Raw genomic sequence first — 24,698 nt, forward strand, 5'->3', positions numbered from 1 at the left:
TGCCCGGCCGGTGCGCGAGAGAAATTCAGGTGTCAGGCTAGGCGGGCCTTATAGGGGAGAGTTTTCCGCTATGTAACCCCGAAAATGTGTATGCCCGCCCTGCGAAGGCGGGCAGCGAACCCTCAGGCGCCAGCGGCTGCGGGAGAGTTCCCGTCCAGGACAGGACGAGCACGACCCCGCCGGGCAGAATCACCGTTCGCGGACGAAGGAACCGCCCCTGCTGCGCGACACGTTCCACACGAGCCCGGCCACCAGCAGCAGGCATGCGATCGCCGCAGCGACAACGCCTACGAACGCCTGGTCGAATGCCGCGCGGGCAAGCGTGGCGACCTGCACGGACTGGCCGGCCGGCAGCGTGGCCGCGAGCATGAGGGCTTCGTCGAGACTGTCGCGCGCCTGCGGAGCGATCGCCATGCCCGCGGGGACGATCATCGCGCTGGTATAGAGAAGCGACATGAGGCTGCCGAGCAGCGCGATGCCGAGCGCTCCGCCGAGTTCGTAGGAGACTTCCTCGACGGAGGCTGCCATGCCCGCCCTCTCCTCCGGCGCCGAAAGCATGATGGCGCTGGAGGCCGCCGTCATCGCCGCTCCGAGCCCGAAACCCATGACCGCGAGCGGCGTGAGCCACACCCCCGTCGGTCCGTCATAGGCCAGGAGAAACGCCGCAAGCGCGACGCCGGTCAGCAGGAGGGAACCCATCAGGATGCGGGCCGGCTCGACCCAGGGCAAGGCCAGCCCGGTGAGCGGACCCGCCACGAAGGCGGCCAGCGGGATCGGCAGGATCAGCAGACCCGCCTCGAGCGGTGAGTATCCGAGCACGAGCTGCAGCCGCTGGCTGAACACCAGCTCGACGCCGACAAGCGCACCCGACGCCACCAGCGCGGTCGCCACGCCCGAGGAGAAGCGCGGATCGGCAAACAGCGAGAAGTCGATCAGCGGCGCTGCGCTGCGGCGCTGCCGGCGCACGAACACGATCAGGGCTGCCGCGCCGAGCGCGAACGCGGCAGCGGCGGCGATCCAGGACGGATCGCGCTTGCTGAGTTCCTTGACGGCATAGACGACGCCGATCAGGCCGACCATCACCTGCACCGAGCCCACCAGGTCCCAGGGACGGCTGGCGTCGCCGGGGCGGGTTGCGAGCAGCAGGGCGCTCGCGGTCAGCGCCAGAAGCACGACCGGCACGTTGATCAGGAAGACCGAGCCCCACCAGAAATATTCGAGCAGCAGCCCGCCGACGACCGGACCGAGCGCGGCGCCGCCGGAGGCGACGGCGGCCCAGATGCCGATGGCGAATGCGCGCTCCTTCTCGTCGGTGAAGGTGAGGCGGATCAGCGAGAGCGTAGCGGGCATCATCATGGCCGCGCCGACGGCGAGGAGCACGCGGGCGGCGATCAGGGCCGCGGACGACGGTGCGAAGGCCGCTCCCAGGGACGCAGCACCGAAGACGACGAGGCCCGCCATGAACATCCGCTTGTGGCCCAGCCTGTCGCCGAGCGTGCCGAGGCCCGGCAGCAGCCCCGCCACGACCAGCGGATAGGCGTTGACGATCCAGAGCTTCTCCGTGGCCGTGGCGGCGAGGTCGTGGGTGAGCGTCGGCAGCGCCGTGTAGAGCACCGTCATGTCGATGACGATCAGGAAAAGGGCGCTGGAGACTATGCAGAGGACCAGCCATCGGTTTTGGTGCGACATCGGATTTTCCTTCGACATGCGCCGGTTGCCGGCACATGGCTGCCGATATAAATACGATCGTATTGAAATGGAAGAGGCTAATGGCTGGGCGCCCGCGAAGCATCGACAGGGACAAGGTTCTGGATGCCGCCGAGGCACTTGTGGCGCAGACGGGCGCCGCCGCTCTGAGCTTCGAAGCCGTGGCCAAGGCGGCCGGAATCACGAAGAGCGGCGTGCAATACTGCTTCGGAACCAAGGAGAACCTGATCCGCTCGATGATCCAGCGCTGGGGCGATTCCTTCGAACGCGACGTGATGCAGCGGATCGGCGAGGACAGGTCGCCGCGCTCCGTCATCCGCGGGCATCTGGAGGCGACGCGCGACGGCGACGAGTCCGAATACTCCCGTTCGGCGGCGATGATGACGGCGCTGCTTCAGCGCCCCGATCAGGTGGCGGCAAGCCGGGCCTGGTACACCAGCCGCCTCTCCCAGCTGGACATGACGGATCGGGCGGACCGGCGCGCCGCCCTGGCTTTCCTCGCCGGCGAGGGTGCGTTCATGCTGCGAACGTTCGGGTTGATCGATCTCGACGATGCGCAATGGGATGCGCTGTTCGCCGACATGCTGTCGGTCGCCGGCGAGGATGAGTCGCCCGGCAGGTAAGGATTAGGGACCGGTCACCTCGCTTCGGGACCGGTCACCCCGCTTCGCTCGACCATGCTCCGGTTCGGGACCCGACTCAGGCGTCCTGTCCGTCAGCCGCGCCGCGCCGCCTCGATCGCGGCGACGTCGATCTTCCGCATGTCCAACATCGCCTCGAAGGCGCGCTTCGCCTCGGCGCCGCCGGCCGCCATCGCCTCCGTCAGCACGCGCGGCGTGATCTGCCAGGAGACGCCCCATCTGTCCTTGCACCAGCCGCACGCGCTTTCCTGGCCGCCATTGCCGACGATGGCGTTCCAGTAGCGGTCGGTCTCCTCCTGGTCGTCGGTGGCGATCTGGAACGAGAAGGCTTCGTTGTGCTTGAATATCGGTCCGCCATTGAGACCGATGCAGGAAATGCCGGCGACCGTGAAATCGACCGTCAGCACGTCGCCCTCCTTGCCGGACGGGTAGTCGCCAGGAGCACGGTGCACCGCATGCACGGCGCTGTCCGGAAAAACCCCTGCATAGAAGCGGGCGGCAGCCTCGGCGTCTTTGTCGTACCACAGGCAGATCGTGTTCTTGGCAATTTGCATTGCTAGTCCTCTCTCTTGAAACCTACTCGGTCCTGATTTCCGCGCACTGGGAGCGGTTCACAGCCGTCGCAACAATGCACAACGTTCACAGAATGCGCTGGCACCATCCGACGTTCCGCCGGCAATGCCTGAAAGGTGCGATATCAGGACCGCCGCTTCCAGGGCCAGATGCGGGCAGCGTTTCGATCAGGACGCGGCCTGCCGGCGGCTTCGAACCAGCCATCCCACTTCGCTCGATCCGGGAGACGGCTGGCTCGGGACCGAGCGAGCCACCCCTACCCGCCGAACGCCAGCGCGTCGGGGATCTCGAAGCGCTCGGCCTTGCCGATGCGGATGATGTTGAGTTCGGCCTCGCGGGTGTAGCTCACCGGGTCAGGCGCATCGGAGGTATCGGCCCGGCCGTTGCGGAAGCTGATCACACGCTGGCCGCCGTCCGGCCATGTGACGGTGACCGTCGCCTCCTTCTCCGCATCCCGCCGCACGGAGGCGGCGCACATGCGCATCGGCTGCCCATAATAGCGTGAGCAGGGAATCTCGGCGGCCGCATCGACCCTGGCCGGCTCCGCTTCCGCCGGCGGCTCGCCTTCTTCTGCCGGCGGGACGGCGCTCGCCTCGTCCTGCGGCGCCAGGCCGGGATCGTCGGCGAGCGTTTCGTGCAGGTAGCGCCCGGCGACGAAGCCGGTGATCCTGGGAGCCTCGACCGTCTCGACCTCGCACCAGCTATTGCCGTTGACGTCGCTGCAGCCGAGATTGCGCAGCAGCGCGCCGTTTGGCAGGCGCCCCACCACCCTGCCGCCCGCCGAGGCCGTGGCGCGGACGTTCAGGAGGTCGTTGCTGGCGACACCTTCGACCACAAAGAAGCCGGCAGCCTCCTCGGATATTTGCGGACGAGCCTCGGTCTGCGCCATCGACGGACCGGCGGCCGGCAACAGAAGACAGGCCGCAAGGGCCAGAAGAAATCCACAGCGCATGGCGGTTCCACGGCTAAACAAGGCCGGATGCCACCGTGCCGCGCGTTCGAGCCGGCCCTTCGGCATCCGTTCGGGAGTCCGCCATATCATATCCAGGCCGGTCGCCGGAACGGCAAGCTTGCCCGTCATCACACCGGCAGCGTCTCGACGGCCGGAGCGCTCTGCACCCCGCCCTCGCCGCGCCGCGAAATCCGGTAGACGCTCGCCGGCGGGATGTTGCGCATGGTCCGGCCGATCTGGACGGACTGCAGGCCGAGCCGGTCCAGGATCGCGTTGGGCACGGGACAGCGCGGGCCGTAGGTGAACTGATAGAAGCTGCCGCCGGGGCGCAGGCAGGAAAAGGCGCCGGCAAGGATCGCTTCCACCTTGGCCTGCGGCATCGACAGGAGCGGCAGGCCGCTGACCACCGCGCCGGCCGGGCGCTCGGCGAAGAGGCCGGTCGCGCCGATCGCCGCGGCGTCGATGGACAGGATATTTGCCGCGGGAAAGCGCAGCCTGAGCAGCCGCGCGAAGTCCGGGCCGAACTCCACCAGGGTGAGATCGCTTTCGCTGAGCCCGCGCGCCAGCAGCGCGCGGGTGAACACGCCAGTGCCGGGGCCGAGCTCGAGCACCGGCGCGTCGGCGGGGGAGATTTCGCAGGTGATCAGCCGCGACAGGGCCGGTCCCGAGGGCGCCACCGCAGCGACGCGCAGCGGGGCCGCCAGCCAGGAACGAAGGAAGCGGAAGAAATCCGCCTGGACGCAATCTGCGGTCATGAAGTCCCTCTCGTCACGGCCCCGCCTGACGTTGCGGCACAATCCCCGATTCCATGGCGGGATTAGGGCAAGCACCCCGGCTCCCGCGCCGACCGGATCGGCCGGCGATCATGCAGGGCCGCCATTGCGGCTGTGTGACAGCACGCTGGGTGGAGAGCATCACGCCTTCCGAATATGCCGACGCCTGGCAACGGCCGCGAGCAGAAGCAGCGGGATTGCCGGGGCCGACGATCTGGATCGCAATGAGGCCGGTTTCGCCGAGCCAGCCGCCGAGATGCGAGAACGACGACGTCGCGCCTATGCCCGCCCCCGCAGTAGCCGATGTCGAGGAGGCCTGGCCGTACATGAGGCATCCAGGATCAACCCTGGTCCGGCAAGCTCCGGAGGAACCCGATTATCGCCGCGTTGACCTCGTCCGGCCGCTCCTGCTGGGTCCAATGCCCGCAGCCCGGCAGCATCAGCGTCTCGCGGAGCTGCGGGACGAAAAGCTTGAGATTGGCCAGCAGCCGATCCATACCGGGGAAGGCCACCACCAGGTCGCGGTCGCCGGCCATATAGAGGGCGGGAACGTTGACCCGCGCCCCTGCAAAGGGCGCCATCAGCTCCCAGTTCCGGTCGATGTTGCGGTACCAGTTGAGGCCCCCGGCAAAGCCGGTGCGCTCGAATTCGCCGGCGTAGACATCGATGTCGCTTTCGCCGAGCCAGTGCGGCAGCATCGCTGGCGCTTCGACGCCCTGCAGGATGCCGGCGCTGCGCGGGACCATGCTGATTCCGGCGCCCGCGCCCGTACCCTCTCCCGATACGGCGTAGAGCATGGTGCGCACCGTAGCCCGAGGGTCGCGTTCCAGCTCCGCCTCGGCGACGCCGGGCTCCTGGAAATAGAGCTGGTAGAACTGGGAATCCGCCGTGCGCGGCATGAGGCTGGTCGGGCGCGCATTGGCGCGCGGCCGGAACGGCACGCTGAGGCCGACGACGGCGCGAAAGCGGTCCGGCCGCAGCAGCGCCGCATGCCAGGCGACAGGGGCGCCCCAGTCGTGGCCGACGATGACGGCGCTGGGCGCTTCCAGGGCGTCGAGAAGGCCGACCATGTCGCCGACCAGGTGAAGGATCGTGTACTGCTCGATCGTCTCCGGCCGATCGCTCTTGCCGTAGCCCCGCATGTCCGGGGCGACGGCGTGAAAACCGGCCGCCGCGAGCGCGCCCAGCTGATGGCGCCAGGAATACCAGGATTCGGGAAAGCCGTGGCACAGGAGCACCAGCGGCCCCTCTCCCTGCTCGGCCACGTTGAGCCGGATGCCGTTGGTTTCAACGATTCGCTGCGTCGGTTCGCTCATGCCTCTCACGCTCGCGTTCCGCCTCAGATTAATGGCAGACCAGGCAAGCCGCAACGAGTGGGCCGAGCGAACCGAACGGCAAGTCTCGGAGGGCGGTTCAGCCGCCGGCGAGCTTGACCAGCATCTTGCCGGTGTTGTCGCCGGAAAACAGGCCGATGAACGCTTTTGGTGCGTTCTCCAGCCCCTCGACCACCGTATCGCGCGACTGGATGCGGCCCTCGGCAAGCCAGCCGAGCATCTCGCGCGTGAACCGCGGCGTGAGGTCGGGATGGTCGAGGATGATGTAGCCTTGCATCTTGATGCGCTTGGCGATCAGCGCGGTCATGTTGCGCGGGCCTGGAGGCGGAGTCTCGTCGTTGTACTGCGCGATCATCCCGCAGATGACGAAGCGGGCGAACCTGTTGGCGACGGCAAGCGCGGCATCGAGATGATCGCCGCCGACATTGTCGAAATAGACGTCGATTCCCTCGGGCGCTGCCTCGGCAAGCGCTTTGGTGAGGTCCCCGGCGGCGCGATAGTTGATGACGGCATCGGCGCCGAGTTCGTCGCGCACCCAACGCGCCTTGTCCTCCGTGCCGACCGACCCGACGACGCGGGCGCCCTTGATCTTGGCGATCTGCACAGCCATCGAGCCGACGGCGCCGGCCGCCGCCGAGACGAAAACCGTGTCTCCCTCCTTCAGCCCGGCGATATGCAGAAGTCCGGCATGCGCGGTCTGACCGGGCACGCCGAGCGGACCGAGCCAGGCCTGGAGCGGCGCGGCGGGATCGATTTTGCCCGCCGTCGCGGCGTCGATCACGGCGCGGTCGCGCCAGCCGGAGAAATGGGTGACGACGGCGCCCGGCGCGAAGCCCGGCGCGGCGGACTGCTCGACCACGCCGACGGCCGCGCCCTCGAGCGGCTGGCCGACCTGAAACGGCGCGATGTAGCTGGGGCGGTCGACCATGCGGCCGCGCATATAGGGATCGACCGACATCCACAGCGTGCGGACGAGGAGCTGGCCTTCGGCGGGCACCGGCAGGCGGCGCTCGACCAACTAGAAGTTTTCCGGACCGGGCAGGCCGGCCGGGCGGCTCTTCAGGTGGATTTCGCGGGCTGCAATGGTCACGAGAATCTCCTATATAGGAAGCTAAGAGAAGTAACTTACCACCAGTAAGTTACTTCTGGTAATATGCGCCGCGATGGAGCGATGTCAAGCCGAGCGCCGGATGCGGTGTGGGCCACACAAGTCGGAATGACTGGAACAGCAGCAAAAAAACTGCCGAGGGCGGAGCGGCGCGAGCAGTTGCTCGAGACCGCCCAGGCGATCATGGGCGAGACAGGCACCGACGCATTGACGCTCGGCTATCTGGCCGAGCGCGCCGGCGTCAGCAAGCCGATCGCCTACGAGCATTTCGGCACGCGCGCCGGTCTCCTGATCGCCATCTGCAGCGCCTATGACAAGCGGCAGATGCAGGCGCAGCGCGAGGCGCTGGCCGCCGGCGGCGAGACGCTGGAGGATGTCGCCTCGATCTTCGCCTCGTCCTATGTGAGCTGCGTGCTCGACATGGGCCCCGCGATGGGCGCCGCCTTCGCCGCGCTGTCGGCGACGGAGGAGACGGCCGATTTCCGGCAGTCGCTGCGGCGCGGCTATGTCGAGCGCTACCGGGAAGGTTTTAGCCGCTTCGTGGAACTGCCGCCGAACGACACGGCCGTGCTGCTTGGCTGTCTCGGCGCGGCCGAAGCGCTGGCGCAAGACGCCGCGGCGGGCCGCGTCTCGCGCGACGAGGCGGTGGAGGCGCTGGCGGGCATGTTCACGGCGACGCTGAAGCGCTATCCGGCCAAGGCCGGTTGATACTCAGGCCAGAGCGGGCGGACGCTCGGATGAGCCGCAGGATGAAGATGGGCTCCGCGACCGGATCAAGCCTCCCCGCTTATAAAACCCGTGCGCAGGCCTTCCGCCCATTCCGGGCGGCCGGCTTCGGCGGCATGTTTGGCCGCCGCTTCATGGTCGTAGCGGACCGCGATCGCCTGGAAGCTGAAATCCTTGCCGTCGGTCTCGACGAGGCCATAGCGGGCGTGCGGCGAGCCCTGTTCCGAGCGATGCGCCGGCTCGGCCGGGTCGAAATAGGCCGGACAGCCGACGCTGCCCGGATTGAAGACGATCGGGCCGCCGGGCAATTCGACCAGTTCGGGACGATGGCTGTGGCCGGCGAGCACCAGCCGGACGGCCGGGTCGAGACCTTCCAGGCGGCGGGCGATGGTCGCCATCGGCGCGCGGACGAGGCTTCCGTCGACGATGTTTTCGGTCAGATATTTTTCGTCGTGGTCCGGCCGGGCGTGGAAGGCGAGGATGGAGGGCGCGGGGCTGACCTGTAGCGGCAGGCCGGCGAGCCAGTCGCGTTGCGCCTGCGACAGCCGGTCGTGGGCAAAGCGGTCCGACGGACCCATCGCGTCGAGCGGATCGAGCGGCACGCGGCGGTCGTGATTGCCGCGCACCGTCGGCCAGGCGAGCGACATCAGCCGCCCGACCGTCTCGCGCGGCCACAGCGGGCCGGAAGCGCAATCGCCGAGATTGACGGTCAAGTCGGCGCCGCCGCGCCGGGCGAGGTCGGCAAGAACGGCCTCGAGGGCGAGTATATTGCCGTGGATGTCGGCGATAACCGCGATCCGCATCTCTACCCGACCGATCCCTTCGTGGCCTCGCCGTCGCGTTCGAGTTGGCGCAGCTCGACCCTGGCGACCTCCCGCATGTCGAAGGGAATGGCGGCCGCGCTGGCCAGGATCGAATCGAGCAGGCCGGGGAAGCGCGCGTCTAGATCGGCGCGGCGCAGCGAGATCAGCCGGTTGACGCCGCGCACTTCAGTGCGCGTGATGCCGGCTTCCCTCAGCTTGGCAAGGTGATAGCTGATGTTGGTCTTCGAGCCGAGGTCGAGGAAGCGGCTGCAGTTGATCTCGAAATCCTCGTTGCGGGCGAGATAGCCGACGATCGACAGCCGTGTCTGGTCGCCGAGCACGGACAGCACGGTCGCCAGGTCGATCTGTTCGGCCGATGGATGAAAGAGCGACATTCCGGACCAATTCCGACATTTCGACGCCCGCCGGTCTCCTGACACGGGCTGGCGGGAGCCATGCGTAACAATAGTCTGGCACATTGACATAGGCGCCGATCGGGCTCAATAGTTCAATGAATTTTGAACTAAGGATCTCCCATGGACAGACGTCTCGTCTGGCTCGCCGTCGGCGCCTTCGCCACGAGCACGGTGGCATTCGTGTTCGCGGGGCTGCTGCCGCTGATCTCGGCCTCGGCCGGCATTTCCGTGTCGGATGCCGGCCATCTGGTCACCGTCTATTCGCTCGCCTATGCGATCGGCACGCCGATCCTGTCAACATTCGCCGGTGCCGCCGACCGGCGCCGCGTCATCGCCGCCGCGCTGCTTGCCTTCATCGCCGGCAACGCAGCGGCGGCGTCCAGCGGCTCCTTCGCCACCCTGCTCGCCGCGCAGATCGTCATGGGCGCCTCGGCCGGCCTGTTCGCCTCCACCGCCCAGGCGACGGCGGTGGCGCTGGCAGGCCCCGAGCACCGCGCCCGCGCGGTGGCCACCGTGCTCGGCGGCACCACCTTCGCGGTGGCGCTCGGCGCGCCGCTCGCCTCGCTGGTCGGCAGCCTCGCCGGCTGGCGGGCGGCCTATCTGGTGGTGGCGGGACTGGCGCTGCTCTGCCTTGCCGTGCTGTGGCTGCGCCTGCCGCGCGGCCTGCCCGGCCTGAAACTGTCGCTGCGGGAACGGCTGGCCGCTCTCGGCCGGCCGGGCATCCTGCCCTCGCTGGCGGTTACCCTGCTCTACCTTACCGGCGGCTTCATCATCATCGCCTATCTCGGCCCGCTCGCCACCGAGGGCGCGGGACTGCCGGTCGCCATGCTGCCGGCGCTGCTGCTCACCTTCGGCATCGGCGCGATCGCCGGCAACTACGCCAGCGGCCAGCTCGCCGATCGCCTTGGCCCCGGCCGGATGATCGTCATGGCGCTGCTCGCTTCTTCGGCGATCTGCGCATCGATGACCGCGATCCTGGAGCTGCTGCCGCCGGAGATCGCCGGCCCGGCGCTGGTCGCGATCATGCTTCCCTGGGGCTTCGTCGGCTGGACGTTCCCACCCGCCCAGGCCAGCCGGCTGGTCGGCCACGCGCCCGAACTCGCCAACCTGACGCTGCCGCTCAACGTGTCGGCCATGTATTTCGGCATCGCGCTGGGCAGCTTCATCGGCGGAAGGTTGCTGGAGGCCGCTCCGGTGGCGGAGCTCGGCATCGCCGCGGCCGCCTTCCCGCTCGCCGCGCTCGCCGTCATCGCCCTGACGCGCCGCGGCACGGCGCGCGTGCCGGCGGCCTGAGCCGGCACGGACGTCTGGCGGCCGCGGCATGCGGTAAAGTCCCAGTGCCGGATGCAGCGTTTTCGAGAATTTCGAGTCCCGTTTAACTACTTTTTGACGACGGACCGAAAGTGATACTTAAAGGTTACATGCCATCGTCGGATTTTGGCAGGCCCCGGCCGTTCCGGTGCGAGTGGCAACCTTGATAAACTTCGGCCAGATTTCACGAAGCTTGATCTCGCCCGGCACCTTTCCAGCTGTCGTCGCCGTCATCGGTATAGCCCTGCTCGGCATCTTCGCCGACCATCAGAACAGAATCGTCTCCGAACAAGCGCTGCGCGCCCAGGTTCTCGCCAAGATCAACCTGGTCCGCGCCAAGTTGGAAGGCAATATCCACGGCAACGCCCAACTGGTGCGCGGCCTCGTCGCCATGGTCGCCGCCGAACCGGACATCGACCAGCGGCGCTTCGGCGAACTGGCGAAACGCCTGTTCGACGGGACCAACCAGCTCCGCAACGTCGTCGCCGCCCCCGACCTCGTGGTCACCATGGTCCATCCCGCCGACGGCAACGAGCGGGTGGTCGGCCTCGACTATCGCACCAATCCCGCCCAGCGGGAGGCCGCGCTTCGCGCCCGCGACAGCCGGCGGATGGTCCTCACCGGTCCGGTCGACCTGGTGCAGGGCGGACAAGGGCTGATCGGCAGGTTTCCGGTGTTCGTCGGCGACGATGGGGGACGGCGCTTCTGGGGCCTGGTGTCGGCGGTGATCGATATCGACAAGCTCTATCGCGACAGCGGACTGCTGGAGGATCACGGCGTCGAGATCGCCCTGCTCCGCCGCGAGGCGCCCGCAAGCGCCCCGTTCTTCGGGCGTCAAGGCATTACCGAGGAAGACCCTGTCGTGATGGACGTGTCCATGCCCTTCGGTACCTGGCAGATCGCGGCGGTGCCGCGGGGAGGCTGGGATGGCGAGCCCGGCAATGCCTGGCTGCTGCGCGCCCTGATCCTCGCCGCCGGCGTCCTGGTCGTCATCCCCATCGCTTTCGCCGGCAGATTCTATGCCCAGCGCCAGCGCAACTATCTTGCCCTGCAGGACAGCGAGACGCGTCTGCGCCGGCTCTCGAACCGCCTCGAGCTCGCCCTCAGCGCCTCGCATATCGGCGTGTGGGAACTCGACCTCGCCACCAACGAGCTGATCTGGGACGACCGGCTTTCCGATATCTACGGCCTGGGCGGATCGGGCGGGCCGCGCAACTACAGGGATTGGCTGGCGGTGCTGCATCCCGACGACATCGCGCGCGCCGACGCCGATTTCCACCGCCAGGTCGCGGAAGACAGGCCGCATTCGTCCAGATACAGGATCATCCGTCCCGATGGGACGGTGCGCCACATCCGCACTCACGCTACCATCGTCCACCATCCACGCGACACGCCGCGCATGATCGGGGCGGAATGGGACGTCACCGACGACGTGACGCTCAACAAGGACCTGGAAAAGGCCAAGGTGCTGGCGGAGAAGCGGAGCGCCCAGCTTGAAGCAGCCCGGGCCCGCATCGAGCACATCGCCCAGCACGACGCTCTGACGGGTCTGCCGAACCGCCGCTATCTCGACCAGGAACTCGAACGGCTGGCGGCGGCGTGCGCCCGCGACGGCCGGCGCATCGCGCTGCTGCACATCGATCTCGACCGCTTCAAGCAGATCAACGACACGCTCGGCCATGTCGCGGGGGATGCCATGCTGGTCCACGCCTCGCAGGTGCTGAAGCAGAACGTGCGCAGCGACGACTTCGTCGCCCGCATCGGCGGCGACGAATTCGTGGTCGTCTGCGTCGGCCGGCCGGGCAGCGACAATATCGAGGAGATCGCCCGCCGCATCGTCCGGGAGATGCGCCGCCCCGTCGCCTATCAAGGCCACCAATGCCGCTTCGGCGTCAGCATCGGCATCGCCGTCGAGGAAGGCGCCGGGATCGATCCGGGACGCCTGCTGGTCAACGCCGACATCGCGCTCTACCGGGCCAAGAACCGCGGCCGCAACCGGCACGAATTCTTCGACGAAGCGTTGCAGGCTGAGATCGTGCGTACCAAGAAACTCGCCGACGACATCCTGCGCGGGCTGGAGCGCAACGAGTTCATCGCCCACTACCAGCCGCAGTTCGACGCCCGCACGCGTGAGATCGCCGGCGTCGAGGCGCTGGTGCGCTGGGCCCATCCGACCGAGGGCCTGCTCACGCCCGACGCCTTCCTGGCGACCGCGGAGGATCTCAATGTCGTCTCGACCATCGACAGGATCATCCTCGAGCAGGCGCTGTCGCAGTTCGACCGCTGGACCGCGAGCGGCCTCCTGGTGCCGCGCATATCGGTGAACGTGTCGGCGCGCCGCCTGCGCGACGAGGAACTGATCGACAGCCTAAGGCGGCTCGACATCCGGCCCGGAGTGCTGTCCTTCGAGCTGGTCGAGTCGATCTTCCTCGACGAAACGGACGAGCTGGTGCGCTGGAACGTCGACCGCATCAAGGAATTCGGCATCGACATCGAGATAGACGACTTCGGCACCGGCTATGCCTCCGTCGTCGGCCTGCTCAAGCTGCAGCCGCGCCGCCTCAAGATCGACCGCCAGCTGGTCCAGCCCATCGTCAAGTCGGTGCGTCAGCGCCATCTGGTCGAATCGATCATCGAGATCGGCAGGACGCTCGGCATCGAGGTCGTCGCCGAAGGTGTCGAGACCATGGCGCATGCGCGCATCCTGGAGAAGATCGGCTGCGACAAGCTGCAGGGTTTCGCCTTCGGGCCGGCGCTCAGCGCCGCCGCCCTGGAAGACTACATCCGCGGCGGCTCGTGGCGGGCGGCGTCCTGAGCCGCTCAGCTGAGACGGGCAGTTCCCTCCAGGCAACCTTTGCTCTAGTTTCGGATTCCACGGACAAGATAGCCGGTCGTCCGCCGGCGCAGGGAGAGCCGGTATGCTTTGGAAGGGCCGCAGGCAAAGCCAGAACGTCGAGGACAGGCGCGGCGGCGGTGGAGGGGGCGGCGGCCCGTTCGGCCGGCCGGGCGGTGGAGGCATGCGCATCCCGATCGGCCGCGGCGCCGGCGGCGGCGGCATATCCACCATCGTCATCCTGGTCGTGCTGTTCTTCGCGCTGCGCGCCTGCGGCATCGATCCGCTGGCCATGCTGGGTGACGGCGGCCAGCAGGTGCCGGGCGGCGGCGGCCAGCTGACGGAGCAGAAGAGCACGCCGGCCAGCGACGAGATGGGCCAGTTCGTCTCGACCATCCTGGCCGAGACCGAGGACGTCTGGAGCGGCATCTTCAAGGCCGAGGGGCTGACCTACCAGGAACCCAGCCTGGTGCTGTTCTCGGGCGGCATCGCCTCTGCCTGCGGCTACGCTTCCTCGGCGGCCGGGCCGTTCTACTGCCCCGGCGACCGAAAAGTCTATCTGGACACCGCCTTCTTCGATCAGCTCGCGCGCCAGTTCGACGCGTCGGGCGACTTCGCCGAAGCTTATGTGATCGCCCACGAGGTCGGCCACCACGTCCAGAACCTGATCGGCGTCCTGCCGAAGTTCAACCAGATGCGGCAGCAGATGTCGCAGGTCGAGGCCAACCAGATGTCGACCCGCGTCGAGCTGCAGGCCGACTGCTTCGCCGGCGTGTGGGGCCACTACACCGCGCAGAAAGGCATTCTGGAGCGCGGCGATCTGGAGGAGGCCCTGAACGCCGCCGCGCAGATCGGCGATGACACGCTGCAGCGCCGCACTCAGGGCTATGTGGTGCCGGAGAGCTTCAACCATGGCACCAGCGACCAGCGCCAGCGCTGGTTCGCCGCCGGTTTCAAGAGCGGCAAGCTGTCGGACTGCGATACGTTCAACAACCCGATCTGAGGGCAATAGCCCGGACGGCTCCGCCGCCCCAGCCTGCGCCGGATGAGCGAGGAGGCGATTGGCCTCCTCGCTTCGAGAACAGGAAAGATTCTGTCCTGTCAGCGCTCGGCGAGCGCCGGCTCGCCCTTGCGCTGGCGGATCAGGTTGGCGAAGCGGCGGAACAGGTAATGCGAATCCTGCGGACCGGGCGAAGCCTCGGGATGGTGCTGCACCGAAAACACCGGCCGGCCGGCCAGCGCGATGCCGCAGTTCGAGCCGTCGAACAGCGACACATGCGTCTCCTCCACGCCCGTCGGCAGGCTCGCCGAATCCACCGCAAAGCCGTGGTTCATCGAGACGATCTCGACCTTGCCGGTGGTGTGGTCCTTGACCGGATGATTGGCGCCGTGGTGGCCCTGATGCATCTTCGTCGTGGTCGCGCCCACTGCCAGCGCCAGCATCTGATGGCCGAGGCAGATGCCGAAGATCGGGATGTCGGTCTTCAGCAGGTCCTTGATCACCGGCACGGCGTATGCGCCGGTGGCGGCGGGATCGCCGGGGCCGTTGGAGAGGAAGATTCCGTCCGGCTTGAGCGCCATTATGTCCTCGGCGGTGGCGCTTGCGGGGACCACCGTCACCTTGGCGCCGAGCCCGGCGATCAGGCGCAGGATGTTGCGCTTGACGCCGTAGTCGATGGCGACGACGTGGAATTCCGGTTCGCCCTGCCCGTCATAACCTTCGTTCCACACCCAGGGCTTTTCCGTCCACACCGAGGACTGACCGGAGGTGACGTCCTTGGCGAGGTCGAGGCCGAGCAGCCCCGGCCAGGCTTTGGCCTGCTGCTTGAGGTCGTCGAGGTCGAATTTTCCGTCCGGCGAATGCGCGATCACCGCGTTGGGCATGCCCTTCTCGCGGATGAGCACGGTCAGCGCCCGCGTGTCGACGCCGCTGATGGCGATGATGCCTCGCCGCTTCAGCCAGCGGTCGAGATGGTCGCCGGCCCGGTAACTGGATGGGTTGGTGACGTCGGCCTTGAATACAGCACCCACCGCGCCGGCGCGCGCCGCCGGGTTCAGGTCCTCGATGTCCTCGTCGTTGACGCCGATATTGCCGATATGCGGAAAGGTGAAGGTGACGATCTGGCCGGCATAGGACGGGTCGGTAAGTATCTCCTGGTAACCGGTGAGCGCCGTGTTGAAGCACACTTCGGCAACCGCGCTGCCGGTGGCACCGAGGCCTCGCCCGCGGATCACCGTGCCGTCGGCGAGCACCAGGGCGGCGGTCAGCAGTTCGGGTCCCCAGGGGGCAGTCGAGGCGGTCATCAGGCGGCTCCGTCAGAAAATGCCCGGTGCTTGCGGACAAGCACGCGAAGGGCCATATACGCGGCAAGAAACGGCTCGCCGCAATGTTGCGGCAGCCGTAAATGCAAAACCCACTTTATGCAAGGCGCGCACGATATTCGATGCCTCCCGGCGGGTCAACCGGCGTGAGCCGGCCGCAATGCCAATTATTTTCCGGAGCGAAAACAGGAAGTTGGCTGCGCGGCTCGGATTTGCGTCGGCCGGGCGGCAGCGCTATTGTCCGCGCTCGTGAAAAGGAGAATCCGCCATGCGCGCGGCTATCGCCGAGGCCCTCAAGACCTCCCTCAAGGCTCAGGACAAGCGCCGCACCTCGACGCTGCGCCTGATCAACGCCGCGATCCAGGACCGCGACATCGCCAATCGCGGTGCCGGCAAGGATCCCGTCAACGACGAGGAGATCCTGCAGATCCTGGCCAAGATGGTGAAGCAGCGCGAGGAATCGGCGGCGGCCTTCGAGCAGGGCAGCCGGCTGGAGCTGGCCGAGCAGGAGCGCCAGGAGATCGCCATCATCCGCGAGTTCCTGCCCAGGCAGCTGGGTGAGGACGAGGTCAAGCGCGCCTGCCGCCAGGTGGTCGACGAGGTCGGCGCCGGCGGCCTGCGCGACATGGGCCGCTGCATGAACGCGCTCAAGGAAAAATATCCGGGCAAGATGGACTTCGGCAAGGCGAGCGGCATCGTCAAGGAGCTGCTGCAGTAGCAAGTCTCCCCAAGCTGCGGACCGGGGACACTAGCTCTTAGAGAGGGTATAGTGTCTCCGGAAGGCCGACGAAGGAGCATGGAGCGATGACAGCACTGAAAAGGCGAGCCGCTTCGAGAAGCGGTTCGCGATCCGTCCGTCATGAGCAATGAGCCTGTCGTTCGAGGAACAAGGGTTCCCGCAATGACGGTTGTTGCCTATCTGCGCGCTGGACGGAGCAGTCGGGAAATTTTCGAGGACTACCCAACTCTTCCCATCGGCAGCATCGAGGCCGTTGCCGCTTGGGCGGAGGAAGAACTGGGGCCGGACTGGCGCGGGCAGACTTCGTCTCTCTCGCACTCCTGATAAACCGCCTCTTCATCGACGAATGCCTGTCCGCGTCGTTGGCCGTCGCCAAGGAACGTGGTTTCTCGGCCGATTTCGGACCCCTATACCCAGCTAACCCGGGGGCATGTTGCCTCGCTCGCCCGTCAGGTGCGCCTGATGAAATCGACCATGAGCGGCGCGGCCGTCGCCGCGTGCGTCTCGAGCAGCTTGTGGCCCGCATCGAGGACATGGGCTTCCATCCTCGGCAGCGCCTGCATCCATGACAGCACCTCGGCGAGGTCGAAGAAGGGGTCGTGGCGCGCCCAGATCATCAGGGAGGGCGGCTGCCAGCGCGCGAGATGGTCGGCGATCTCGTCGAATCGCGCGGCGTAGTTCCCATAATCCTTGATCAGCGCCCGCTGGGTCTCCATCCGGCCCGGCAACTGCATCACCCGCCAATCCTCCTCCCAGACTTTGGGCGGGATTCGCGCCGCCACGTCCGGCGGCATCCCGCCGAGATAGCCGTTGCGCACGCCCTCGAATGTCAGATGCGCGGTCGAAGCCGCCTCGTTGTCCGGGTCCGGATGCGACCAATAGGCGATGACCGGGTCCCATGGCGGCCCGAACCCGGTCCGGTGAGCGTTGGCGTTCTGGATGATGTGGCCAAGAACCTGATCCGGCGCCCGCATGGCGATGTGAAAGCCGACCGGGGCGCCGAAATCGTGAAGGTAGACATAGCGCGGCCCGACGGCGAGCCGGTCCAGCAGCTCCGCGATTGCCTCGCCGAAGGCATCGAAGGTGACCTGTGGCAGGACATCCGATTCGCCGAAGCCGGGCAGATCCGGCGCGATCACGTAGGCGACCTGCGACAGGAGCGGCACCACGTCGCGAAAATAGTCCGCCGAACCGGGAAAGCCGTGCAGCAGCAGGACGGGGGGCATCGACGCCTCACCCGCGGTGACAAAGGACAATTCCGTGCCGCCGGACAGGCGGAGTCGTTGCCGGGCCAGGTCCATCTCCTGCCTCCTCTGCTCGATCGTCCGATTCTTCGCAATGTCCGCGCAGCGGCAATTGTTCCAGCAGCCGGCGCAGCAGCCAGGCAGGAAGCCCGGTCCGCCCGTCGCTTGTGCCGGCCAGCTCGACAACGAATTTTGCGCAGGAGCGAGGCGGGCTTGCCCCATCGCGCGGTGAATGGCCCGCGCTTCCGCATCAGGCCACGGGCCTTAGACCGCCTTAAGCCGGGTCCCGGTGAGCAGGCCGGCCTCCTCCAGCGCCGGATAGGCCATCGAGGCGAGCAGCGAGTTGATCTGCTTCAGGTCGCGGATGGTGTCGAGATGGATGGAGCTGGTCTCGACACTTTTCGCCGTGCCCTCGCGCAGCCGCTCGAAATGGCTCTGGCTTGCCTGCTTCTCCAGCGCCCGCAGCCGGTCCTTCTCCTGGACGAGCTGGCGCGCCGTCTCGGCGTCGCGCGACACCAGCACGTTGAAGGCGAGCCGGGCATTTGTGAGCACGACGTGGTGGAAGGCGGTCAGCTCGCGCCAGCCCTCGTCGGTGAAGGTGAGCCCGCGGTCGAGCTTCTTCTGCACATGCGCCAGCATGTTGCGCACGATAATGTCGCCGACCTGCTCCAGCTTCACGCAGGCCCCCAGCAGCTCCTGGCAGCGCAGCGCCTCGGCCTGCGTCAGCTCGGCCGGCGCGATCTTGGCCAGATAGAGCTTTATCGCCGCATGGCGGCGGTCGACGCGATCGTCGAGCGCGGCCAGCTCATCGATCTTGTCCTGGTCGGCATGCTCGTAGAGTTCGATCACCCGTGTCAGCATGATCTCGACGGTCTCGCACACCTGCACCACCTCGCGCGTCGCATTGGCGAGCGCCAGGCTGGGCGTGGCGAGCGCCGCCTCGTCGAGCGCGCTCAGCTCGGCATCGGCAAGCGAGCCGGCCTTCTCCCCGCCGCCGCCCAGCGCCACGATCGCCTGCGAAGCACGGTAGACGAGCCCGGCCAGCGGAATACCGGCGATCAGGATGATGCAGTTGAACAGAATGTGGGCGTGGATGATCTGATCGCTGACGGCAGCGCCGAGCATGCCGACCGGCGGCTTGAACACAAGGAACAGCGTCAGCATGACGATGGACCCGGCGCCGCGCATCAACAGGTTGCCGACCGGCACGACGCGCACCGCCGGCGCGGCGCCGCGGGTGAGCAGCGGCGCGATCACCGAACTGCCGAGATTGACGCCGAGCACCAGCACGATGCCGAGCTCCGGCGGGATGAAGCCGCGCTCGGCCAGCGTGACGAACAGCAGGACGGCGGCGATGCTGGAATGGAACAGCCAGGTCATCAGCGCCGCGAGCAGGAAGGCCGTCACCGGGTCGCTGGCGAAATAGGCGACGATGACCGGCAGGAGCCGGCTCTCGCGCAGCGGCTCGGCAGCCTCGCCGATCATCTCCAGCGACAGGATCAGCAGGCCGACGCCGACCAGGATGCGCCCGATCTGGCGCCAGTCGCGGCGCTCGGTGGCCATGAACATCACCGTTCCCGCGGCGATGCAGACCGGCACCAGGAGGCTCAAGTCGAAGGACAGCAGCTTGACCACAAGCGCCGAGCCGATCTCGGCGCCGCGCACGGCGAGCTGGCCGGCCATGCCGCTGACGATGCCCGCGCCGGCGAAGGAGCCGACCAGCAGGGTGACGGCGGTCGAGCTCTGAAAGGCGATCGACAGCCCGGTTCCGGCCAGCACCGCCAGCAGCGGATTGCGCATGGTGCCGCGCAGCTTCTGCTTGAGCGCATCGCCATAGGCGCGCTCGACGCCGGTGCGCACCATGCGCGTGGCGAAGAGCAGCAACGCGATCGCGCCGGCAAGGTGGACGAGGACGACCGAGCCGGTCACCGGCCGCACCTGTACAGGCGAAGCGGGCGGCCGAATGGTCGACGACCGGCTGGAACCATGCGCATGACAAGCCCAAATATATTAGCCGATTAATAGAATGCCAAGTGGATCGACCGGGTTGTCCGGCACCGACCTGCGATGTCGGAAACAGCCATTTTTCATCAACGCACGACGTAAGGAAAAGAAGCATGGAGCATTGTGCCGGCACAAAAATCCACAAGCGGCGCGTTCGCGCGGCGGGTCCGGCGGCACTGCGCAGCGATCGGCATCGACGGTCGCGTCCTCCCCGGGCAGCGGCCCGCCGCCTCGGGGGCCATGGTTCGCAACGACTGTCGGGAAATTGCGGAGAAGTTTCAGAACCCTTCCTACGCCATTGAATCCATTACGTAATTGTAATGTCCCCGTTCAGACTGCATTCATCCGCCGAGACCTACCGTCCATCGTGTCACATGACGAAAGGACCTCCCGAATGAAACGTCTCATCCTCTCCGCACTCGCCCTGTCGATGCTCGCCGTGCCGGCCGCCCAGGCCGCCGAGCGCCACGGTTCTCGCGAGGAATACCGCAAGGTGCAGAAGTACCACGCCCCCAAGCACGATTCCCGCCACTTCGACAGGCGGGATTCCCGTCATGTCGAGAGGAAGGAGGTGATCCGGCGCGGCGACAAGGTCGTCGTCCGCAAGGTCGAGCGCCATCGCTGGGTGAAGGGGCACCGCGTTCCGGAGTGGCAGCGCAAGCATGTCGTGCGTGACTATGGGCGCTACGGCCTCCACCGCCCGGGTCCGGGACAGCGCTGGGTCAAGGTCGACAACGACTACCTGCTGATCGGCATCACCAGCGGCATCATCGCCGGCCTGATCGCCGGACGCTGAGCGGACGAGCGGAAATGACGGGGGCGGCTCGCGAGGGCCGCCCCTTTGGCATCTCCGGCATTGCGGCGCGGCGCTTTCACGCCGAAGCCAAGTCCGTGCCCGGCCTCAATGCGCCTCGACCCGGCGCGGCGGCTTGATCCCGCTGCGCTGCTCGGAGAGGTATGAGAGCACGGCCACGGCGGCCGCGACGATCATCGCGCCGACGCCCAGCACCGGCAGGTCGCGATAGCCGTAGCCGCCGTTCAGCATGGCTGCGCCGACGAAGGCGGCGAGCGCGATGCCGATGTTGAAGCCGGACGGGATGAGCGAGGAGGCGAGGTTGGGCGCGTCGGCGGTCCAGCCGAGGATGCGCGCCTGGATCGGCGTGCCGATGGCGAAGTTGAGGCAGCCCCAGGCGGTGACGGCAAGCACCATCGGCAGCGGATGAGGGCTGGCGAAATACATCGCCGCCAGCACCGCCGCCTGCAAAGCCAGCATGACGATCAGCGACGGCATGAGCTTCCAGTCGGAAAGCCGGCCGCCAAGGAAGACGCCGAGAGTGGCGCCGGCGCCATTGAGCAGCAGCACCCACGGCACCGAAACCGCCTCGATGCCCGTGACTTCCTGCAGCAGCGGGGCGATATAGGTGAACGGCACGAACTGGCCGATCATCAGCATCAGCATGAGGATGAGCGACGTCCACACCTGCTGGCGGCCGAGCACCCGCACCTCCTTCAGCAGCCCCGCCGGACGCGCCGAGGCGCCAGTGGCGGCCGGCAGCAGCGCGATCATGGCTATCAACGCGACGCCGCCCAGCGCCAGCATCGACCAGAAGGTGGCGCGCCATCCCAGCGCATTGCCGATGGCGGCGCCGACGGGCACACCGATGACGTTGGAGACGGTGAGGCCGGCAAGCACGACGGCGACCGCCATGCCGCGCTGCTCCGGCCGCACCAGGCCGGTGGCCACCACCATGGCGACGCCGAAATAGGCGCCGTGCGCCACCGCCACCGCAAAGCGGATCATCAGCATCGAAAAGAAGTCCGGCGCCAGCGCGCAGGCGACCTGGCCGATCACGAAGGCGACCGTCAGCCACACCAGCAGCGTCTTGCGCGGCAACCGGGCGGTCAATAGCGTCAGCAGCGGGCCGCCGATGGCGATGCCGAGCGCATAGCCGGAAACCAGGTAGCCGGCGGTCGGGATCGACACCTCCAGCCCCGCCGCCACCTGCGGCAGCACGCCGGCGATGACGAACTCTGTGGTGCCGAAGGCGAAGGCGGCTATGAACAAGGCGATGAGCGGAAGCGGCATGAGGGCACCGGAGGAGGCAGGCGAAGCCGGCGACCAAGCACGGACGGCAGTGCGCGGCAACCCGGAAGTTGTAGACAAGGGTTTAGATTTTCTTCAGCCGCTATTCGGTTGCCGATGTCCCGCTATCTAGAGACCGCCTTGATGAGCAGTTCCTCGACATCGCTACGAGGAAAGATGCGGAAGAATCCGTGGACGATACCGGACTCGGAGCGCCTTGGCGCTGTTCTCACCCCGTCTTCCTGGCCTTTGCCGCTTCCTGCATGTAGTGCCGCAGCACCGCGTTGATGCGAGTCTGGTAACCTTTGCCGGTCGCTTTGAAGAAATCGATCACGTCCTTGTCCAGGCGGATCGAAATGGCATGCTTGGATACCGGAAATACCGCCACCACTTTCGACCAGTCGATCTCGCTGAAGTCGGCCCAGTCGGGATCGTCGCGCATCTGCGCCTCGATCTCCTCGTCGGTGATCGTATCAAGCCGTTCGAGATTTGTGCGGCCTTCTCCAGCCGCAACCATTCGACGGATCTCATCCGCCGAATACCTCACGATATTCTTTTCGCTCATAGCGTCTGGCAGCCCTTGCCGTAATGATGCGACAGACATCGCCTCTTTCGGTGTAAACCACCGCGACGATTTTCGTGTGCAACAGGCATACGGCCAGTGTTCGGGCTTCTCCCTGTTTGTCTGACGGCCCTTCGAGATGAGGGAGCAGAAGCGCTTGCGCAGCCTCCAAAAAATCAATCTCCCTTTCTCTCAAAATACGTTGTCGCTTTTCCTCATCCCAATCGAACGCTTCAAATTCGAGTTTTTCGACCCGGTGCATGTCGTGCCTCTAATCAACTGAATCTTATGGCCATCTTTCATGAGTTTATCTCCACAATGGTCACGTTCGACCCAGCACGACCGCAACGATTCCGGTCGGCAACATCGTGTATATACAAAAGTATGTCTTGGTTTGCAACGCCTGTGAAATTCGTGCATTGCGCTTATTCGCGATCGGTCTGTCGCAACAATGTGATTATATAAACAGCGAACGAGTTCCAGCCCCAATGCGCTTTCCGCCTTCCTTCCTCGACGAGATACGAGACCGCGTGCCGATTTCGGCCGTGATCGGCCAGCGCGTGTCGTGGGACCGCCGCAAGACCAATGCGGCGCGCGGCGATTTCTGGGCCTGCTGCCCCTTCCACGGCGAGAAGACGCCCTCCTTCCACTGCGAGGACAAGAAGGGCCGCTATCACTGCTTCGGCTGCGGCGTCTCCGGCGACCATTTCCGCTTTCTGACCGAGCTCGACGGCCTGGGCTTTCCGGAGGCCGTGGAGCGCATCGCCGACATGGCCGGCGTGGCGATGCCCGCGCGGGATGAAGCCGCCGAACAGCGCGAGCGCCAGCGCGCCAGCCTGCACGACGTGATGGAGATGGCCACGAGCTTCTTCCAGCAGCAATTGCACTCGGCCGCCGGCGCGAAAGCCCGCGCCTACCTGCGCGACCGCGGCCTGACGCCGGCGACGCAGCAGAAATTCCGGCTGGGTTTCGCGCTCGACAGCCGCAACGCGCTGAAGGAGTTTTTGGCCTCCAAGGGCGTGGTGAAAGAGCAGATCGAGGCCTGCGGGCTGGTGCGCCACGGCGACGACATCCCCGTCTCCTACGACTGGTTCCGCGACCGCATCATGTTCCCGATCGAGGACCGCAAAGGCCGGGTGATCGCCTTCGGCGGCCGCGCCATGTCGCCGGAGGTCGCGGCAAAATACATGAACTCGCCCGACACCGAGCTCTTCCACAAGGGCGAGATGCTCTACAATTTCGCCCGCGCACGAAAGGGCATGGGCAAGGACGGCACCGTCATCGCCGTCGAGGGCTATATGGACGTGATCGCGCTGGCGCAGGCCGGCTTCGATTACGCGGTGGCGCCGCTCGGCACGGCGCTCACCGAGACCCAGATGGAGCTCTTGTGGAAGATGGCGCCGGAGCCGGTGCTGTGCTTCGACGGCGACCAGGCTGGGCTGCGCGCCGCCTGGCGCGCCGCCGACATGATCCTTCCATCCGTGCAGCCTGGCCGCACGGCGCGCTTCGCGCTGCTGCCGGAGGGCAAGGATCCCGACGACCTGGTGCGCGACGAGGGGCCGGATGCCTTCCGCGCGGTGCTGACCGAAGCGCGGCCGCTGTCGGACCTTTTGTGGATGCGCGAGACCACCGGCGGCATTTTCGACACGCCGGAGCGCCGCGCCGAACTCGAGAAGACCTTGCGCGAGCTGACATCGAAGATCCGCGACGAGAGCGTGCGCTTCCACTATCAGCAGGACATGCGCGAGCGCGTCCAGGCGTTTTTCGGCGCGCCGCGCGGAAGACCTCAGGGCCGGCCGAGCCAGCAGGGCGACCGGGGTTTCGCGGCGCGCGGCGGAAGCGGGAGACCGGGACAGGCCGCCGGTCGTCTCGCCGTCTCCGAGAGCCTCGCCCGGTCGGCGCTGGTGAAGCGGGCCGGCGGCGTTATGCCGCTGCGTGAAACCACGCTGCTCGTTGCCCTGGTTAACCATCCACAATTGATCGACGAGCATTTCGAGCATGTCGAGGCGCTCGACCTCGGCAATGCCGACCTCAGGCACTTGCATGCCGGCATCATCGATGCCGCGGCCCATGGCCGGGCCGGCGACCGTGACCAGATGCACGCCGCGATCGCCGTGTCCGGGCTGGACGATATCTGGCAGCGCGCCGAGGCCCTGGTGCGGCGGGCGCGGCAGTGGCCGGCGCTGCGGGACGCCGCGATCGAGGATGCCCGCGAGGCCTTCGCGCAGGCCCTGCACTTGCAGCGCAGCGCGCGCACCTTACATAAGGAGCTGAAACTGGCCGAGACGGCTCTTGCCGCCGAGCCCACCGACGAGAACTACCGTCATCTCATCGACATCCAGGCGCAGTTCCGGGACCTCCAGGCCACCGAAGCGCTGATCGAGGGATTTGGCATTCCGTCGGGGCGCGCGGATCGCAACTGAACCGCACCGGGGTCTGCCTCAATTGATTCGCTTTTTTAACGCGAATCATGCGACAGGCGCTTGACCTTCCGCCGGAATGGCGGAATCAGGACGATTCGAGACGTAGACCCGTGGGATTGTTCTCACCGATCGTGGAATGGCGGT

General features: G+C 66.9%; 22 protein-coding genes and 1 pseudogene. 9 read left to right on the forward strand and 14 right to left on the reverse strand.

What is annotated here, in order from left to right; all coding sequences use genetic code 11:
* Positions 1-189: 189 nt before the first annotated feature.
* Positions 190-1,689, reverse strand: coding sequence for an MFS transporter (locus C7I84_RS10925; RefSeq protein WP_106772373.1), 1,500 nt, complete (start codon positions 1,687-1,689; stop codon positions 190-192).
* Positions 1,690-1,769: 80 nt separating this feature from the next.
* On the opposite strand from C7I84_RS10925, the gene C7I84_RS10930 reads away from it, so the two are divergent.
* Positions 1,770-2,330: a TetR/AcrR family transcriptional regulator gene (locus C7I84_RS10930; protein ID WP_106772216.1), complete on the forward strand. Its 561-nt coding sequence runs from the start codon at positions 1,770-1,772 to the stop codon at positions 2,328-2,330.
* A gap of 92 nt (positions 2,331-2,422) precedes the next feature.
* On the opposite strand, the gene C7I84_RS10935 is transcribed toward C7I84_RS10930, so the two are convergent.
* From C7I84_RS10935 to C7I84_RS10955, 5 genes are all read right to left on the reverse strand, one after another.
* Positions 2,423-2,896 carry a VOC family protein gene (locus C7I84_RS10935; protein ID WP_106772374.1) on the reverse strand — a complete coding sequence of 158 codons (474 nt, stop codon included), beginning with the start codon at positions 2,894-2,896 and terminating at the stop codon, positions 2,423-2,425.
* Positions 2,897-3,177: 281 nt separating this feature from the next.
* A complete protein-coding gene (locus tag C7I84_RS10940; protein ID WP_245428390.1) occupies positions 3,178-3,810 on the reverse strand; it encodes an SH3 domain-containing protein in 633 nt (210 codons plus the stop codon).
* 191 nt (positions 3,811-4,001) lie between these two features.
* On the reverse strand, positions 4,002-4,628 hold the full coding sequence (locus C7I84_RS10945) for a class I SAM-dependent methyltransferase (RefSeq protein WP_106772217.1): 627 nt from the start codon (positions 4,626-4,628) through the stop codon (positions 4,002-4,004).
* A 359-nt stretch (positions 4,629-4,987) separates the two neighbouring features.
* Positions 4,988-5,962 carry an alpha/beta fold hydrolase gene (locus tag C7I84_RS10950; RefSeq protein ID WP_106772218.1) on the reverse strand — a complete coding sequence of 325 codons (975 nt, stop codon included), beginning with the start codon at positions 5,960-5,962 and terminating at the stop codon, positions 4,988-4,990.
* Between the two features lie 97 nt (positions 5,963-6,059).
* On the reverse strand, positions 6,060-6,998 hold the full coding sequence (locus tag C7I84_RS10955) for an NADP-dependent oxidoreductase (protein WP_342587161.1): 939 nt from the start codon (positions 6,996-6,998) through the stop codon (positions 6,060-6,062).
* A 198-nt stretch (positions 6,999-7,196) separates the two neighbouring features.
* On the opposite strand from C7I84_RS10955, the gene C7I84_RS10960 reads away from it, so the two are divergent.
* The gene (locus C7I84_RS10960) at positions 7,197-7,796 is read left to right on the forward strand and encodes a TetR/AcrR family transcriptional regulator (RefSeq protein ID WP_106772219.1); all 600 of its coding nucleotides are present in this window, start codon (positions 7,197-7,199) and stop codon (positions 7,794-7,796) included.
* 65 nt (positions 7,797-7,861) lie between these two features.
* Here the strand turns inward: C7I84_RS10960 and C7I84_RS10965 are convergent, their stop codons facing one another.
* Together C7I84_RS10965 and C7I84_RS10970 are read right to left on the reverse strand one after the other, a co-directional pair.
* On the reverse strand, positions 7,862-8,617 hold the full coding sequence (locus tag C7I84_RS10965; protein ID WP_106772220.1) for a metallophosphoesterase family protein: 756 nt from the start codon (positions 8,615-8,617) through the stop codon (positions 7,862-7,864).
* 2 nt (positions 8,618-8,619) lie between these two features.
* Positions 8,620-9,012: an ArsR/SmtB family transcription factor gene (locus C7I84_RS10970; RefSeq protein ID WP_106772221.1), complete on the reverse strand. Its 393-nt coding sequence runs from the start codon at positions 9,010-9,012 to the stop codon at positions 8,620-8,622.
* Positions 9,013-9,153: 141 nt separating this feature from the next.
* On the opposite strand from C7I84_RS10970, the gene C7I84_RS10975 reads away from it, so the two are divergent.
* The 3 genes from C7I84_RS10975 to ypfJ all read left to right on the forward strand — a co-directional run bounded on the left by C7I84_RS10975 (position 9,154) and on the right by ypfJ (position 14,180).
* Positions 9,154-10,326 carry an MFS transporter gene (locus C7I84_RS10975; RefSeq protein WP_106772222.1) on the forward strand — a complete coding sequence of 391 codons (1,173 nt, stop codon included), beginning with the start codon at positions 9,154-9,156 and terminating at the stop codon, positions 10,324-10,326.
* Between the two features lie 181 nt (positions 10,327-10,507).
* On the forward strand, positions 10,508-13,159 hold the full coding sequence (locus C7I84_RS10980; protein WP_245428391.1) for a bifunctional diguanylate cyclase/phosphodiesterase: 2,652 nt from the start codon (positions 10,508-10,510) through the stop codon (positions 13,157-13,159).
* Between the two features lie 103 nt (positions 13,160-13,262).
* A complete protein-coding gene (gene ypfJ / locus C7I84_RS10985) occupies positions 13,263-14,180 on the forward strand; it encodes a KPN_02809 family neutral zinc metallopeptidase (RefSeq protein WP_106772224.1) in 918 nt (305 codons plus the stop codon).
* A gap of 98 nt (positions 14,181-14,278) precedes the next feature.
* Here ypfJ and carA read toward each other — a convergent pair whose 3' ends face one another.
* Positions 14,279-15,481 carry a glutamine-hydrolyzing carbamoyl-phosphate synthase small subunit gene (gene carA / locus C7I84_RS10990; protein WP_106772225.1) on the reverse strand — a complete coding sequence of 401 codons (1,203 nt, stop codon included), beginning with the start codon at positions 15,479-15,481 and terminating at the stop codon, positions 14,279-14,281.
* Between the two features lie 286 nt (positions 15,482-15,767).
* Between carA and C7I84_RS10995 the strand changes: the two genes are divergently transcribed.
* Entirely contained in the window at positions 15,768-16,217 is a 450-nt protein-coding gene (locus C7I84_RS10995; RefSeq protein WP_106772226.1) for a GatB/YqeY domain-containing protein, read from the forward strand.
* Between the two features lie 135 nt (positions 16,218-16,352).
* Positions 16,353-16,562, forward strand: a pseudogene (locus tag C7I84_RS31015) (DUF433 domain-containing protein); the annotation flags it as partial.
* Between the two features lie 125 nt (positions 16,563-16,687).
* Here the strand turns inward: C7I84_RS31015 and C7I84_RS11005 are convergent.
* Both C7I84_RS11005 and C7I84_RS11010 read right to left on the reverse strand, forming a co-directional pair.
* Positions 16,688-17,464 (reverse strand): alpha/beta fold hydrolase, encoded by a 777-nt coding sequence (locus C7I84_RS11005; protein ID WP_245428392.1) that lies wholly within the window; start codon positions 17,462-17,464, stop codon positions 16,688-16,690.
* Between the two features lie 282 nt (positions 17,465-17,746).
* Positions 17,747-19,411, reverse strand: coding sequence for a Na/Pi cotransporter family protein (locus C7I84_RS11010; RefSeq protein WP_106772229.1), 1,665 nt, complete (start codon positions 19,409-19,411; stop codon positions 17,747-17,749).
* Between the two features lie 469 nt (positions 19,412-19,880).
* On the opposite strand from C7I84_RS11010, the gene C7I84_RS11015 reads away from it, so the two are divergent.
* The gene (locus tag C7I84_RS11015; RefSeq protein ID WP_106772230.1) at positions 19,881-20,282 is read left to right on the forward strand and encodes an RcnB family protein; all 402 of its coding nucleotides are present in this window, start codon (positions 19,881-19,883) and stop codon (positions 20,280-20,282) included.
* 105 nt (positions 20,283-20,387) lie between these two features.
* On the opposite strand, the gene C7I84_RS11020 is transcribed toward C7I84_RS11015, so the two are convergent.
* The 3 genes from C7I84_RS11020 to C7I84_RS11030 all read right to left on the reverse strand — a co-directional run bounded on the left by C7I84_RS11020 (position 20,388) and on the right by C7I84_RS11030 (position 22,393).
* Positions 20,388-21,572 carry an MFS transporter gene (locus tag C7I84_RS11020; RefSeq protein ID WP_106772231.1) on the reverse strand — a complete coding sequence of 395 codons (1,185 nt, stop codon included), beginning with the start codon at positions 21,570-21,572 and terminating at the stop codon, positions 20,388-20,390.
* A gap of 226 nt (positions 21,573-21,798) precedes the next feature.
* Positions 21,799-22,134 (reverse strand): BrnA antitoxin family protein, encoded by a 336-nt coding sequence (locus tag C7I84_RS11025; protein ID WP_106772232.1) that lies wholly within the window; start codon positions 22,132-22,134, stop codon positions 21,799-21,801.
* Positions 22,097-22,393: a BrnT family toxin gene (locus C7I84_RS11030; protein WP_106772233.1), complete on the reverse strand. Its 297-nt coding sequence runs from the start codon at positions 22,391-22,393 to the stop codon at positions 22,097-22,099. Before C7I84_RS11030 ends, C7I84_RS11025 begins: the two co-directional genes overlap by 38 nt.
* A 226-nt stretch (positions 22,394-22,619) precedes the next feature.
* Here C7I84_RS11030 and dnaG point away from each other — a divergent pair, with 226 nt between their 5' ends.
* Entirely contained in the window at positions 22,620-24,554 is a 1,935-nt protein-coding gene (gene dnaG, locus C7I84_RS11035; RefSeq protein WP_106772234.1) for a DNA primase, read from the forward strand.
* Positions 24,555-24,698 lie beyond the last annotated feature (144 nt).

The organism is Kumtagia ephedrae (genome assembly GCF_003012745.1).
Taxonomy (GTDB): Bacteria; Pseudomonadota; Alphaproteobacteria; order Rhizobiales; family Rhizobiaceae; genus Kumtagia; species Kumtagia ephedrae.

Bases quoted from the DNA above. Each gene is read 5' to 3' on its own strand.
- dnaG (WP_106772234.1), top strand. From the start codon at position 22,620: ATGCGCTTTCCGCCTTCCTTCCTCGACGAGATACGAGACCGCGTGCCG.
- C7I84_RS10975 (WP_106772222.1), top strand. From the start codon at position 9,154: ATGGACAGACGTCTCGTCTGGCTCGCCGTCGGCGCCTTCGCCACGAGC.
- C7I84_RS10950 (WP_106772218.1), bottom strand. From the start codon at position 5,962: ATGAGCGAACCGACGCAGCGAATCGTTGAAACCAACGGCATCCGGCTC.
- C7I84_RS10930 (WP_106772216.1), top strand. From the start codon at position 1,770: ATGGCTGGGCGCCCGCGAAGCATCGACAGGGACAAGGTTCTGGATGCC.
- carA (WP_106772225.1), bottom strand. From the start codon at position 15,481: ATGACCGCCTCGACTGCCCCCTGGGGACCCGAACTGCTGACCGCCGCC.
- C7I84_RS10970 (WP_106772221.1), bottom strand. From the start codon at position 9,012: ATGTCGCTCTTTCATCCATCGGCCGAACAGATCGACCTGGCGACCGTG.
- C7I84_RS10995 (WP_106772226.1), top strand. From the start codon at position 15,768: ATGCGCGCGGCTATCGCCGAGGCCCTCAAGACCTCCCTCAAGGCTCAG.
- C7I84_RS11025 (WP_106772232.1), bottom strand. From the start codon at position 22,134: ATGAGCGAAAAGAATATCGTGAGGTATTCGGCGGATGAGATCCGTCGA.
- C7I84_RS10945 (WP_106772217.1), bottom strand. From the start codon at position 4,628: ATGACCGCAGATTGCGTCCAGGCGGATTTCTTCCGCTTCCTTCGTTCC.
- ypfJ (WP_106772224.1), top strand. From the start codon at position 13,263: ATGCTTTGGAAGGGCCGCAGGCAAAGCCAGAACGTCGAGGACAGGCGC.
- C7I84_RS11030 (WP_106772233.1), bottom strand. From the start codon at position 22,393: ATGCACCGGGTCGAAAAACTCGAATTTGAAGCGTTCGATTGGGATGAG.
- C7I84_RS11005 (WP_245428392.1), bottom strand. From the start codon at position 17,464: ATGCCCCCCGTCCTGCTGCTGCACGGCTTTCCCGGTTCGGCGGACTAT.
- C7I84_RS11020 (WP_106772231.1), bottom strand. From the start codon at position 21,572: ATGCCGCTTCCGCTCATCGCCTTGTTCATAGCCGCCTTCGCCTTCGGC.
- C7I84_RS10960 (WP_106772219.1), top strand. From the start codon at position 7,197: ATGACTGGAACAGCAGCAAAAAAACTGCCGAGGGCGGAGCGGCGCGAG.
- C7I84_RS10925 (WP_106772373.1), bottom strand. From the start codon at position 1,689: ATGTCGCACCAAAACCGATGGCTGGTCCTCTGCATAGTCTCCAGCGCC.
- C7I84_RS10940 (WP_245428390.1), bottom strand. From the start codon at position 3,810: ATGGCGCAGACCGAGGCTCGTCCGCAAATATCCGAGGAGGCTGCCGGC.
- C7I84_RS10965 (WP_106772220.1), bottom strand. From the start codon at position 8,617: ATGCGGATCGCGGTTATCGCCGACATCCACGGCAATATACTCGCCCTC.
- C7I84_RS11015 (WP_106772230.1), top strand. From the start codon at position 19,881: ATGAAACGTCTCATCCTCTCCGCACTCGCCCTGTCGATGCTCGCCGTG.